Here is a 12,880-nt window from a genome sequence, read left to right on the forward strand (position 1 = left end):
CGCGCAATTTCCCTTTGGATGTCATGCATCAAGTGCCCTGTTTCTATTTTCTGCAATCTGCTTTCTTCCACGGAGGATTGCCTCAAGGACACCACCTCCGACCGCTCTTGCTTTATCAGAAATCGTAAAGCAGTAAGCGTATTCCCTGCGCGCATCAATATCCCCGCACTTCATTCCTTTTGATACAACAATTCCTTCCGGGAGCATCCCACGGATCATTCCACTCATCTGTGCATAGACCGGATTCTTTCCGCACATTGCCACAAGCTGTCCTTTCTCTACGCAATCACCAATCTCTGCCTTCGGTTCAAATCTTCCTTCCCCGGAAGCACAGATCAACCGCTCCTTTGCATAACCTGCAATCATCCCCGGCACTCCAGTATTCGGAATTGCCGCTCCTTCTGTGATCACTCTTCCAAGATCATGTCCCCGCTTTGTTTCCACGACAAAATGACAGTCCATCCCGGCTGTAAATCCAGGACCGACTCCGATAACAATGGGAGCATCCTCCAGCTTCGTTCCAAGATTTTTCTTTGCAAGGATCGCATCTACCTCCACATCTGGCTGATACCAGTCCATATGCACACAAGTCGGATCTGTGATGACCGGGACTTTCTGCTGCTCCAGACAGCTTTCCAGCGCTTCTTTTGTCGATACGCACTTTGCAATAATTCCTTCCACCTCGGCTTCAGACTCATAGACGGCTCTGGAAAACGCCACGTATCTGCGGATTGTCGTCGGCTCACCGGTCTCTGTCATGATCACCTGAAATCCACTGTGATATAAGCGAACTGCGATCCCACTTGCCAGATCTCCCGCCCCTTTGATCAACACACGAAGCGGACGCTCTCCTTCTATGAATTTTTTCATTTTCTCGCACACTCCGCAGTCTGTCCAGTCAAAATCTCCACGCCGTGAATCACTTCCTCCAAAATCTCCTCAAGGCTTTCCTCTACCGCCTTGGGACTTCCCGGCAGATTGATGATCAATGTCTCCTTCCGGATCCCTGCCACCGCGCGGGAAAGCATTGCACGTTTCGTATACTTCATACTTGCCGCACGCATTGCTTCCGGAATCCCCGGAACAAGCCGTTCACAAATATCAGTTGTCGCCTCCGGTGTACAGTCTGTCTTGGAAAATCCCGTTCCACCGGTTGTCAGTATCAGATCTGCCATCTGGCTATCCGCGATCACCGCCATCACTTTTGCAAGTGTCTCTCTGTCATCCGGCAGAATCTTTTTGAATGTGACCTCCATTCCGGCTTCTTCCACAATCTCACAGATTTTCGCTCCGCTGATGTCTTCCCGCTTCCCTGCATATCCAGTTGTACTGGCTGTAATTACAGCAACTCTTATTTTCATCTGAACTCCTCCTCACTTTTCTATCGATTCTATATCTATATAAATATCACGATTGCTTTCGTGATTTTTCTATTTTTCAAATACTTTTATGTTCTTTTTCCATTCTCTCTTTGTTCACGAGAACTCCCAATCTATATCACATAACTATGGCAGGTCATCGTTCTGCCCAGTCTCTCAAAATACATCGTATAATCTTCAAAATAGGTGTAACCACATTTTCTGATCAATGCGTTGGATGCCAGATTATCTGTAAATGCATCCGCAAAGCAATAATCATACTCCTGCTTAATCTTTTTTGTCCAAAACCGGAGCAGTTCTGTGCCGTATCCCTGCATATGGTATTCCTTTCCCAGAACAAATCCGACTCCTGCACACTTTTTTCCTTTATAAGGCTCTTCTTCCATCTTTTCAGGAAAAATACGAAAATAGCCAATCACCTTCTGGTCCAGAAGGATTGCAATTCCATTCTCATCTTCCACTAAATTTTGAAAAAACTCATGAAACTCCTCCTCTGATCCCAGCGCCTGATATCCGGCAGGCTCTGCGATCAATGGATCCGATAAAATGGCATGCAGCGCTGCCCCATCGCTCTCTGTAATTTTTCGATAATGAAGTCTTTCTGAAGATATCTCCTTTTCTATCATACTCTTTCTCCCCTTTGCAAATTTAAACGGAAAATGACTGCCCAGTCTCTAATTTCTAATCTGCTCTATCGTTTTTTCTGATACTGTCCCGATCTGTTCGCAAAATATAATCTCTTCCGGGCCTCCATCCGGAAATCTCCCGGCAGGAACCCGGTTGATCAGGACTTTGTAGCTTCCTTTCACATTCTTTTTCAAACCTTCATCACTTCCCGCGATATACAGAAGGTCTTCCCACTTTATTTTCTCTTCTGTTCCTTTCCTGAGAAATGCTGCTAGCATCTCCGGACGAAAACCTGCCTCCTCGATGGAGTGGCCAACTGCCGGATATCCCAACACTCCTATCACAATATCTGTTCCCGGAAAGATCACCGGCTCATGTGCGGCAGGGATTTTAATATCCTTCCCTTTTGCCCCGTCTGCCTCAACGATCAGTACGTCTGCCAGACTGCACAGCGTTTCATAACTTTCGGAAGGGATGCCACAGATTTTTCCATTTTCGCAGGAAACACCTACTGTCAGGATCCGCTTCCGCTCCAGCCGCTCTGCAAAATCTCTAAAAAAATCAGTGGAAGAGCCATACTCGCTTTCTGCATTCCACTCCACAAAGTCCTCTGTAGACTTCCACATATGTGTTGTCGTTGTGACAATGACCTTTTGTCCAAGCAGCGCCAATTCCTTTGCCAGGCGGTAACAGGTTGTCGTCTTTCCTCCCGCCCCGACAACAGAAATAATCTTATCTCTGCCCGGCAAAATCCCGACTGCATCGCAAAGGCTGCCAAAAAAAACAGGATCTCCCTGCTTGATTTTCCACACATCTGTATGCTCACACATTTTGCTTCCCGGTGCATAGTCCATGTCTTCCAACTCCTGCCTGGATGCCGCTTCTCCGAAAAAGGTATCCTGCAACTGCTGCTTCATCACCTTTTTCCCTCCAACATCCCCAGACAGTGATAGCAACTCCTTTAAGTAAACTTCTGAAAATACAACAGGATTGCCCCATTGTTCTTTATAAGTCAGACATCCAATTCCTTTTCCGCTCGCTACATATCCGCTCAAAAAAGAAACGATCGTCTCCATCTTCAGAAATGGCTGGTCGCAGACAAAAAAGCTGACTGCATCGCCTTTTCTGATTTTGCCTAAAATGCTTTGGATTCCAAGTCGGATTGACCAGGAAACGCCTTCCTCTGGTGCATCATTTCTAACAACCGTCCATCGTGCCTTTTTCATGCTTTCAAAAATTTCCTCATACTGCGTCACAAGCACTTTTTCTCCGATTGGAAGACTCTCTGCAATCTTTTCAATCTTCTCGGTCAGATGGCTGTACATCGGCTTTCCTTCAACCAGACTTAACAGCTTGTTACTTCCAAAGCGGCGGCTGTTTCCAGCCGCCAATAAAATCACATGAATCTTCACTATTTTTTCATACCCCAGTATACTTTCTCCGCAGTGATTGGAAGTTCCTTCACACGAACCCCGGATGCATTGTATACTGCCTGTGCAATTGCCGGAGATGGGGTGTTGATCACAACTTCTCCGATGGATTTTGCACCAAACGGACCGGTTGGCTCATAGCTGCTCTCAAACTCTACACGGATCGTACCTACATCCTGTCGGCTCGGAATCTTATACTGCATAAAAGAATTGCTGAAATTCTTTCCACTCTCACTGTATACAACATCTTCATAGAGAGCCATTCCGATTCCCTGCGCGATTCCGCCCTCTGTCTGTACCCTTGCAAGAGACGGATTGACAACTGTACCACAGTCTACCACTGCAACGTAATCTACCAGCTCAATTTCTCCTGTCTCCTGATCCACATCCACTTCTGCCATGCCGACCATAAACGGCGGCGGAGATACTGGAGAAGAATAGGATTCAGAAGCAAACAGTGCATCCTCATTGTTACACATAATGCGGTTTCCAATCTCCATCAGAGAAATTTCTCTTCCATCCTTTAAGCAGAATACCTTCTTTCCGTCAAAATCGACTTCTTCCCGGCTGCATTCCAGATACTGAGCTCCTTTTGCCAGGATTTTTTCTTTTAAAGTCTCACACGTCTTCATCACAGCGATTCCGGTAAGATATGTCGTACTGGATGCATAAGATCCGGAATCATACGGAGATACATCGGTATCTACTCCGGATACGATAATATTTTCCATTTCACAGTCCAAGCAGTCTGCCGCCATCTGTGCAAGGATTGTGTCACATCCTGTTCCCATATCGGAAGCGCCGATCATCAAGCTGTAGAACCCATCATCGTTGACTTTGATTGCCACAGAAGCATTGTCCACATTGGAGATTGAGGATCCCTGCATCGCCATCGCAACACCGACTCCGCGGACTTTCCCATTGCCAAGATCTCTTGCCGGGAATTTTTCATCCCAGTGCATCATTTCTTTTGCCTTTTCCAGACAACGATCAAGCGCACAGCTGTTTGCTGTTTCTCCATAGTACGCAGGCATCACCTGACCTTCTGTCACGATATTTTTCTCTCGGAGGGCAACCGGATCGATCCCCATCTTCTCTGCAAGTTCATTGACTGCCGACTCTACTGCAAATAATCCTTGTGTGGCACCATATCCACGATATGCCCCGGCAGACATCACATTTGTGTAAACAACATCGTAAGCAAACCGGAATGCTTCTGTCTTTCCATAAAGTGGAATGGATTTATGTCCTGACAGCCCTACGGTTGTCGGTCCATGCTCACCGAATGCTCCAGTGTTGGAAAGTGTATAGACATCAATTCCTTTGATGATACCATCTTTGTCTGCTCCGACACGAACCTTCACTTCCATTTCATGACGCGGCGTAGAAGCAATTTGGGATTCCTCTCTCGTGTAGACAAGCTTTGCCGGCTTTCCGGTCTTCATCGTCACGATTGCAGGATAAACTTCTGTCACAACTGTCTGCTTTGCTCCGAAGCCTCCTCCAATACGTGGCTTGATGACACGGATCTTTGATTTTGGAATATCCAGTGCATTGGCAAGAATTCTTCTGACATGGAACGTAATCTGTGTTGAGGAGACAACGTTTAATCTTCCATAAGTATCCATATAAGTATATGTGCGGAATGTCTCCATCATTGCCTGCTGGTTTGCTTTTGTATGATAAGTTCCTTCCACTACATAGTCACATGCATCGAGAACTGCATCGATATCTCCATGCTCCTCTTTTCCGCAGGCACAGAGATTTCTCTTATTATCTGCACCAACCGGACAAAGACTCTTCCAGTTTTCCTCCGGGTGGATCAAAACCGCATTGTCTTTTGCCTGATGAAAATCAAGTACCGGCTCTAACACCTCATATTTGACTTTGATGAGTTTCATCGCACGTTCTGCCGCTTCCTTCGTCTCCGCAGCGACGATTGCCACCGCATCGCCGACAAACCGTACTCTCTGATCTAAGATCAGTCTGTCATATGGACTTGGCTCCGGGTATGTCTGCCCTGCCATTGTAAAACGCTTATCCGGAACATCCTTGTAAGTAAGGATACATTCCACCCCTGGAACTTTTTTTGCATTTTCCGTCTGAATCTCCTCGATCAGCGCATGTGCATGAGGACTTCGCAGAATCTTTACGACCAGACAGTCTTTCGGTGCGATATCATCTGTGTACACCGGCTTTCCGGTCACAAGTGCCGGAGCATCTACCTTTGGCACTGCTGTATTTACAAAACTCACTACTTCGTCCCCCTTTTCATCTCTAAATATTTCTTGATCGCGCGGAGTTGTCCCATATACCCGGTACATCTGCACAGATTTCCCGCCAGATATTCCTTTACTTCTTCCAACGTCGGATCTTCTAACTCTCGCACCATCGCAAGTACATTCATAATAAATCCAGGTGAACAGTATCCACACTGCTCTGCCCCCTCTGCTGCCAAAAATGCACCGAATTCTGCCGCTTCTTCCTGAAGGCCTTCCAGTGTTGTTACCTCTTTTCCTTCCACTCTTGCCGCAAGTACAGAGCAGGAAAGAGAAGGTGTTCCATCAATCCAGACCGTACAAAGACCACAGTTTGTCGTCTCGCATCCGCATTTTACGCTATAACAGCCCTTTGCCCGAAGCAGATCAAGTAGAACGGTATCTTCCTTGATGTCGGCAGTAGTCTGTTTCCCATTTAATATAAACTTTACTTCCATCTCTAACACTCCTCCATCAATGCTTCTATCTGTCTGCGGATCAGAACCTTTGCAAGTGCTTTCCGGTATTCACTGCTTCCGCGCATGTTGCTGCCAAATGTAACCTGCTCTGTCAGCTTTTCTGCAATTTCAGCCGCATTTCTCTCATCAGCTTTCTCTGTCACAAGAACTGCCTTCATCGGTCTGGCTCCAACCGATACCTGCCATTCCTCTCCTGCTTTTGCCACACCACAGGCAATTACCGGGAAATCCGTCTTCGTTCTTCTGGAAGAAACATAGCGGATCTTTCTTACATCTTTTCGAATAATCACATTCACAAGAATATCGCGATCTCTCTTCTGACAGACAAACTCTCTGAGCGGTACAATTCCACCCTTATACAATTCTACATAGCAGTCCATCGCCAGAAAACATGTCAGAACATCGGAAAATCCAAATCTTCCAAAAATACTTCCCCCGACTGTCGCCTGATTACGGAACTGTACGCCTACAATATGTCTTACACACTCTCTTACTGCCCCATCTGTATATTGGTTAATCCCTTTATGCAGTTCCAGCTGTCTCAGAGTGCACATACACCCGATTTTAAATTCCTCTTCTGATTCTTCTATCTGATCTAATCCCATGCCGGACAGATCGATCGCAGTCTGTACCCGTCCGCTCCCGAGCCGCATCCACATCATTCCTCCAAGAATTCTGTTCGCACGCTTCTGATTCAGCTCGTATGCTTCTTCCAGACTCTCCGGCTTTACATAACTGTTTATCGTTATCAAAAAAATCCTCCTTCCAGCATTTCCCTTGCTGTTTCGTCATTTTATTACATACAGATTTATTTTATCACATTCTACTTCATATCACAATTTGTAATTTCTTTTGTTTTCCAGTTATTTTTTGTTGAAAATCCTCGTCCCTTGCGGTATGATGATTTATAAATCAAAAAATCACCGAAGAGAAGGGAAACTATACCATGCAGCTTTTAAAAGAAAGAATCTTAAAAGACGGTGTTGTCAAACCGGGAAATGTATTAAAAGTAGACAGTTTTTTAAATCATCAGATGGATATCGATCTGATCAATGAGATTGGAAAGGAATTCCGAAGAAGATTTCCAAGCGATAAGATCACGAAGATTCTCACGATCGAGGCTTCCGGGATCGGGATTGCCTGCATCGTCGCACAATATTTTGGTGTTCCTGTTGTCTTTGCAAAGAAAACACAGAGCATCAATATCGACGGGGAAGTCTACCACACAAAAGTAGAATCCTTCACGCACAAACGTACTTACGATGTCATCCTCTCCAAGAAATTTTTAAATGAGGACGACCACGTTTTGATCATCGACGATTTCCTTGCAAATGGCTGTGCAATGTTAGGGCTGATCGATCTTGTAAAAGGTTCCGGCGCTACGATCGAAGGTGCAGGAGTTGTCATTGAGAAAGGAATGCAAAATGGCGGCGATCTGATCCGCTCTCAGGGTGTTCACTTAGAATCGCTGGCAATCATCGATTCCATGACAGACACTTCACTGACATTCCGTAATTAGAAGAATCTCCCATACATCCGATGTTTGCCAGACACGGTCTGGCAAACACCCGTGATTTCTATGGGAGATTCTTTTTTTAACGAAGCATAGAAAGGAACATGCTTCCTATGGAGTTGTTTTAAAGCGCTTTCTTTATCTGCTCTGCATCACGGAGAAACTGTTCTACGTTTTCTTCCGTTGTTGCCCAGCTTGTACAGATTCGTATCACATTTTGATCTTCTCCGATCCGTTCAATATAAGATACACAATATTTCTCTTCTATTTTTTTCAATTCCTCATCCGAAACGATCACAAACTGCTGGTTTGTCGTACTGTCCTGCATTTTGTAACCTGCGTTCAGTAAACCTTCTCTAAGTTTTTGTGCAAGTTTCACCGCATGTTCGCCCAAATCAAAATACAAACCATCTTGAAGAAGCTCCAAAAACTGGATTCCAAGCAGCCGCCCTTTCGCCAGCATACCGCCTTTTTGTTTGATCAGATAGCGGAAGTCTTCCTGCAGTTCTGGATTACAGATCACAACGGCCTCTCCAAAGAGTGCTCCCATTTTCGTCCCTCCGATATAAAACACATCACAGTTTGCCGCAATGCTTTCCAGATCCAGATCATTATCCTCCGCTGCCAGACCATATCCCAGTCTTGCTCCATCCAAAAACAGATACAGCCCGCATCGATCACATACCGCTCGCAGCGCTTCCAGTTCCGCTTTTGTATAAATTGTTCCAATCTCTGTCGGATTAGAAATATAGACAAGTTTTGGCTGTGGCATATGTTCGTGAGTGGCATCCTCCCAGTGTAATCGATATACCCGCTCCACATCTTCTGCCGTCAGTTTTCCGTTTTTTCCCGACACGGATATCACCTTATGCCCAACCGCCTCGATTGCTCCTGTCTCATGGACATTAATATGTCCGGTTTCCACGCACACTGCCGCCTGATGCGGGCGAAGGAGCGCTGAAATCACTGTCAGATTTGCCTGCGTTCCCCCTACAAGAAAATGGACTGCCGCCTCCCCTTTTTTGCAAAGTCCGCGGATCAGTTCTGCCGCTTTCTGACAATAAGGATCTTCTCCATATCCGACTGTCTGTTCCATATTCGTCTCCATAAAACGTTTCAAAATTTTCGGATGCGCTCCCTCCGTGTAATCACATTCAAAATGAATTTTTTGCTGCATTTCTTTTTCCTCCTTGTATTCTTTATTCCATCAGTTTTCCGCATTTTCCGCAATATTTACTCGCAGCAGAATTTTTCGCCCCGCAATACGGACAATATCGTTCTTTTTCTTCTTTCTTTTTCTGTTTCTGTTCTTCTCTCTGTGCTTTCTTTCGTTCTGCTTTTTCTCTATGAGTTTCCTGTGCCTTTCGGACTGCCCTTTCTCCAATGATAAGAAGGACGAACAAAAGCAAAAAGACTGCCGCTGCCATTGCCGGAATCCATAAAAGCCTGAGACACTCCTGCCTTTGTTCCAATACCTTTGTCAAATCAGATACCGGAGCCGCCTTTAATACTCCGGTCAGATTTTTCCCTGAAATCTTCTCTGTCAGTTTCCAGTAACGGTACAGATACCAGCCGCTGCCAGCCATCCCTCCCAATATTCCACAGACACAAAAGCCTTTTGCCACTGCAAAGATTTTTCTTATATTTCCCCCTTTTCTGCCAGAAACGATTCCAAATATCCCCATGAGCAACGCACACAGAAACGTGGTAACAAATGTTCCTCCCAAAATCCAGAAGTCTCCCGGAAGCGGTGCTTTTTCCCCTTTTGTACCCTCCTTCTGATATTGTACAAGAATCGTTCTGGATGTCTGATTCCCAAGCGGATCTGCTGCAGTCAGTGTGATTGCATTTTCTCCTTTTTTTAGTTTGAGGGAAATCTGAAATGTCCCATCTTTCCCAATTTTTTGCTCTTTGCCATTTATTTTCAAAGTAGCATCCGAATCTGTTTTCCCAGAAAGCGGAAGCATCTTTTCTTTTACTCGGATATTCTCGTCCACTCCGTAAAGCTCCAGCATTGGCGGTACAACATCTGTGCTGATCCGTCTGGATATCCGGTAAAAACTTCCGGTTTCCCATCCATAGACAACACAGATTTCCTGCGTTTCCATATCTGCAATTTCAAATGCAGCTGTTCCGTTCTTTTCCCACTGAACCTTCTGTGACTTTTCTCCTACTGCTATTTCTGCCTGCACCTTTTTATCGCCAACATCATACGAAACTTCTGCCGTTGTCGATCCGGTCTGCTCGGGTGTGTCAATCGTAACTGTCACCCCTGGATTTAATGAGATCATCCTATCATATTTAGCCACGATTTTTCCATTGCTCATAGCGGACAATTCTACTTTCAGATCCTCTCCATCCAGATCAATGCTGACAGTCGTCGCTTTGCTGTCCCTATCAAGCTGTTCTGCATAAACAGGTTCCTTTGTATCTTTCCCCTGAAACACACCGATCACCCACTGGTCACAGGATTCCTCCGCATTGGTCCAGTCGATCTCCAGTGCACTGTCTGTATAGTCCAGTACGGTGCGAAGTTTTGCCCCGTCACCTGCTGCTGTATGTCCTTTCACAGAAAAGCCTTCTCCAGTAACTGCCGATGTGGTGAGTTCCGTCTCATCAGTATCTGTGACCACTGCATCTATCTGCAACCGATAATTTTCTCCATCGGGCAGCGAAGAAATATCTACCTCTGTTTCCAGTTTCTGGTTTGCTATACCGCTACCACTTTTCAGTTCTTTCTTCCCGTCAACCATCTCCCCGTTCATCGTCACTGCATAAATATAATATGTATATCCGATATTTTCCTCTGCAGTCACCTCTGCCTGAATTCGAATCCGCTCTTCTTTGGGCGCTTCCATCACAAAAGATCGTATCTCCACTTCCTGATACCACGGCATGACATGGACTTCCAGTTTGCTATTTGACTTTTTATCGTAATCTATGTACCAGGTGCCTCCCGGTGCATTTCGCAGATAATAATAAACTGCCCCTTGCCCTTTTTGTACCGCCGCAAAATCACTCTCTTTTGCATACACCTTCCCGGAAGGATCCGTGATAGAAACTTCCGGCGCCTCCTTATCATAAGTGAGGATTACAACAACATCTTTCTCTCCTTCCAGAGTCATCAGATCCGATCTTGCCGCCTGTACTTCTTGGAGTTCTCCCATCTGTACCATCCCAAAGCAGACAAGAACAATCAACAGAATATGCAGAAAGCCTTTTTGCATTTTCTTATACACTGCAAGTTGTTTTTCTATTTTCTTCCTTTTTCCCATACATGCTCCCTCTTTCATATCCTTTTCTTAACTCAGTGTCTTGCTCGAAAGTTCTGGATTTTCCGATGCCCATACAAGATGAATGCCTTTATCTCCCGGATCACTCGTCTGTCCATGCAGCCCGAATGCCCACACTCCGTTATGCTGCTCATAGACTCCGATAAATCCCTGTCCTTTTGCCTGCGTCTGCAAAGCCACAATCCACCAGGATACATTTGCCTCCAACTCCCCGGAAGCCCCAATTCCACACACTTTATTTGTAAGTGCAAGTTCCGCAGCTCCCCGGACATTGAAGATACAATTGTCTTTCTCCATCTTGATTCCAACACCGACTTCTCCCCGGAAGCCATTGACGGTTTCTCCCTGCATACCAAGCAACATATTTGTATAAGAAATTCCTTCTCCAAGCTCCAGTGTACAGTCTCCAATCTGAACTGCTTCCAGAAGTTTTGCAGTTGCTGCCACCGAAATATACTTTCTACTCAACTGGAATTCCAAAGATACCTGATCAAGAGAGGCAAGGCTTACATCGCCGACCCATTTTTCCAACCCTGGCTTAAATTCAGAAACCTTTGCCACCGCCACCTCAAATCCTCCTTTGTATTTCAGTTTCAGAAGTTCTCTCATATCCAGCTTGTCAATCGAACTGATTTTCTCCACACCAAGTGAAAAATCTGAAAAGGTTACCGGGACTCCCGAAATTGTCGTATTGACCGGGTAGTCTGCATACAGTTCCACGCCATCCAGTTTCCATTCTTTCCACTGCAGTTCCAGTCCCATGCCATCACATAACATCGCAACATTGACAAGTACTTTCGCAGAGACATCCCCACTTAATGTATTCAGATTTAGTTCCGCTGTATCAAGGTTACAGTAGATCGGCATATTTCCAAAGAGTGCATGATAATTTTTCTCATCTTCCTCCCCAAGACTCAGTGAAATATCACAGCCAATCTGCTTATCATTCATGATAATCTGTTCTGTATGATCAAATTTAAATGCAAACGGACTTTCAGATTCTGCTGTCTTTAAAACAGCATCCTGAAATGGAAGCTCGGTCTGTACACTGTCAAACTCAACGACTGCCTGATTTGGATACAATGCGATCTTCGCATAATCAATCCTTGAAAAATCCTGCAGAATGAATGCTCCATTTGAGACCGCCGGTTTCACCGGATACTTATCCGAGGAAGCATCTGTCAGCGGATCATTGTACAGTGTTATTTCCGAAAATCCCGGAAGGGAAGCATACATTCCATACTCTGCAAGATGCTTTGCATATCCTTTTGCAGTATTTCTATCATACTGTACATAAGATCTCCGACAGCGCATAAGTACTTCCGGATCTTTCTTCAAATCTCCTTCCAGTTGCACACTGTCCTGGAATCCAAGCCATCCATTCATCCGGATATATCCGGTCAGTTTTGTCGTGTCTCCGCAGACCTCTTTCCCGGTAGAAGTAAATATATAATTTCCATAACGAACCGTATTCAGATCTCCTGAAGTGATCACAAGCCCAGACGGGAATACTCTTCGTTCTCCATTTGCCGTCACATAAACGTCATACACTCCGCATGCTGCTCTCGCCGGAATCGTTATTTCCCAGCTTGTGTCACTTTCATATTTGCATTCCAACTCATATTCCATTGCCCCGTGAAGAGATACCGAAATCTTATTTTCTTTCTTTAAATCCTTTCCGGTCAGTCTCACCTGCTGGGGAGCAGGAGACTCATAGAGAAGCTTCGTATCTAACCCATAAAATATCATATCCTGAATCTGCAGATCACTCTCTGGTCCCAGATCTTCCTCTGTCAGATCATTTTCATACAGATAATACGATCTCTCATCATAAATCTTCCTGTGTCCTTTATGTTCCACTCGGAGTGTCCGGCTCTGTGTCATCGTGTCGACTGCCTGAT

At 45.3% G+C, this 12,880-nt stretch carries 11 protein-coding genes; 1 reads left to right on the plus strand and 10 read right to left on the minus strand.

Annotation, left to right across the window (positions count from 1 at the left end):
* Positions 1-21: 21 nt before the first annotated feature.
* The 7 genes from yqeB to EDD74_RS06630 form a co-directional block, all read right to left on the minus strand.
* Positions 22-870, minus strand: coding sequence for a selenium-dependent molybdenum cofactor biosynthesis protein YqeB (yqeB, locus tag EDD74_RS06600; protein ID WP_116441896.1), 849 nt, complete (start codon positions 868-870; stop codon positions 22-24).
* Positions 867-1,361, minus strand: a complete 495-nt coding sequence (locus tag EDD74_RS06605) for a MogA/MoaB family molybdenum cofactor biosynthesis protein (protein ID WP_116441895.1) — start codon at positions 1,359-1,361, stop codon at positions 867-869. The genes yqeB and EDD74_RS06605 overlap by 4 nt, the downstream gene beginning before the upstream one ends.
* 131 nt (positions 1,362-1,492) lie before the next feature.
* Positions 1,493-2,005, minus strand: a complete 513-nt coding sequence (locus EDD74_RS06610) for a GNAT family N-acetyltransferase (protein ID WP_009262658.1) — start codon at positions 2,003-2,005, stop codon at positions 1,493-1,495.
* A 48-nt stretch (positions 2,006-2,053) separates the two neighbouring features.
* The gene (gene yqeC / locus EDD74_RS06615; protein ID WP_116441894.1) at positions 2,054-3,418 is read right to left on the minus strand and encodes a selenium cofactor biosynthesis protein YqeC; all 1,365 of its coding nucleotides are present in this window, start codon (positions 3,416-3,418) and stop codon (positions 2,054-2,056) included.
* On the minus strand, positions 3,418-5,691 hold the full coding sequence (locus EDD74_RS06620) for a xanthine dehydrogenase family protein molybdopterin-binding subunit (RefSeq protein WP_116441893.1): 2,274 nt from the start codon (positions 5,689-5,691) through the stop codon (positions 3,418-3,420). Before EDD74_RS06620 ends, yqeC begins: the two co-directional genes overlap by 1 nt.
* Entirely contained in the window at positions 5,691-6,152 is a 462-nt protein-coding gene (locus EDD74_RS06625) for a (2Fe-2S)-binding protein (protein WP_016440323.1), read from the minus strand. Before EDD74_RS06625 ends, EDD74_RS06620 begins: the two co-directional genes overlap by 1 nt.
* Positions 6,153-6,154: 2 nt before the next feature.
* Positions 6,155-6,925: an FAD binding domain-containing protein gene (locus EDD74_RS06630; RefSeq protein ID WP_008976064.1), complete on the minus strand. Its 771-nt coding sequence runs from the start codon at positions 6,923-6,925 to the stop codon at positions 6,155-6,157.
* A gap of 194 nt (positions 6,926-7,119) precedes the next feature.
* On the opposite strand from EDD74_RS06630, the gene EDD74_RS06635 reads away from it, so the two are divergent.
* Positions 7,120-7,692 carry a xanthine phosphoribosyltransferase gene (locus tag EDD74_RS06635; RefSeq protein ID WP_008976065.1) on the plus strand — a complete coding sequence of 191 codons (573 nt, stop codon included), beginning with the start codon at positions 7,120-7,122 and terminating at the stop codon, positions 7,690-7,692.
* A 118-nt stretch (positions 7,693-7,810) separates the two neighbouring features.
* Here EDD74_RS06635 and EDD74_RS06640 read toward each other — a convergent pair whose 3' ends face one another.
* From EDD74_RS06640 to EDD74_RS15350, 3 genes are read right to left on the minus strand one after another with little or no spacing between them, the layout of a single operon-like run.
* Positions 7,811-8,863 carry a threonine aldolase family protein gene (locus EDD74_RS06640; RefSeq protein ID WP_116441892.1) on the minus strand — a complete coding sequence of 351 codons (1,053 nt, stop codon included), beginning with the start codon at positions 8,861-8,863 and terminating at the stop codon, positions 7,811-7,813.
* Positions 8,864-8,885: 22 nt separating this feature from the next.
* A complete protein-coding gene (locus tag EDD74_RS06645) occupies positions 8,886-10,961 on the minus strand; it encodes a zinc ribbon domain-containing protein (protein WP_116441891.1) in 2,076 nt (691 codons plus the stop codon).
* 27 nt (positions 10,962-10,988) lie between these two features.
* Complete coding sequence (locus EDD74_RS15350; protein ID WP_242990158.1) at positions 10,989-12,863, minus strand: hypothetical protein; 1,875 nt, start codon at positions 12,861-12,863, stop codon at positions 10,989-10,991.
* Between the last annotated feature and the right edge of the window lie 17 nt (positions 12,864-12,880).

This window comes from Faecalimonas umbilicata, assembly GCF_004346095.1.
Lineage (GTDB): Bacteria > Bacillota > Clostridia > Lachnospirales > Lachnospiraceae > Faecalimonas > Faecalimonas umbilicata.

Excerpts from the sequence above, each read along its gene's own strand:
- EDD74_RS06635 (WP_008976065.1), top strand. The coding sequence starts at position 7,120 with ATGCAGCTTTTAAAAGAAAGAATCTTAAAAGACGGTGTTGTCAAACCG.
- EDD74_RS06640 (WP_116441892.1), bottom strand. The coding sequence starts at position 8,863 with ATGCAGCAAAAAATTCATTTTGAATGTGATTACACGGAGGGAGCGCAT.
- EDD74_RS06625 (WP_016440323.1), bottom strand. The coding sequence starts at position 6,152 with ATGGAAGTAAAGTTTATATTAAATGGGAAACAGACTACTGCCGACATC.
- EDD74_RS06610 (WP_009262658.1), bottom strand. The coding sequence starts at position 2,005 with ATGATAGAAAAGGAGATATCTTCAGAAAGACTTCATTATCGAAAAATT.
- EDD74_RS15350 (WP_242990158.1), bottom strand. The coding sequence starts at position 12,863 with ATGACACAGAGCCGGACACTCCGAGTGGAACATAAAGGACACAGGAAG.
- yqeB (WP_116441896.1), bottom strand. The coding sequence starts at position 870 with ATGAAAAAATTCATAGAAGGAGAGCGTCCGCTTCGTGTGTTGATCAAA.
- EDD74_RS06645 (WP_116441891.1), bottom strand. The coding sequence starts at position 10,961 with ATGGGAAAAAGGAAGAAAATAGAAAAACAACTTGCAGTGTATAAGAAA.
- EDD74_RS06605 (WP_116441895.1), bottom strand. The coding sequence starts at position 1,361 with ATGAAAATAAGAGTTGCTGTAATTACAGCCAGTACAACTGGATATGCA.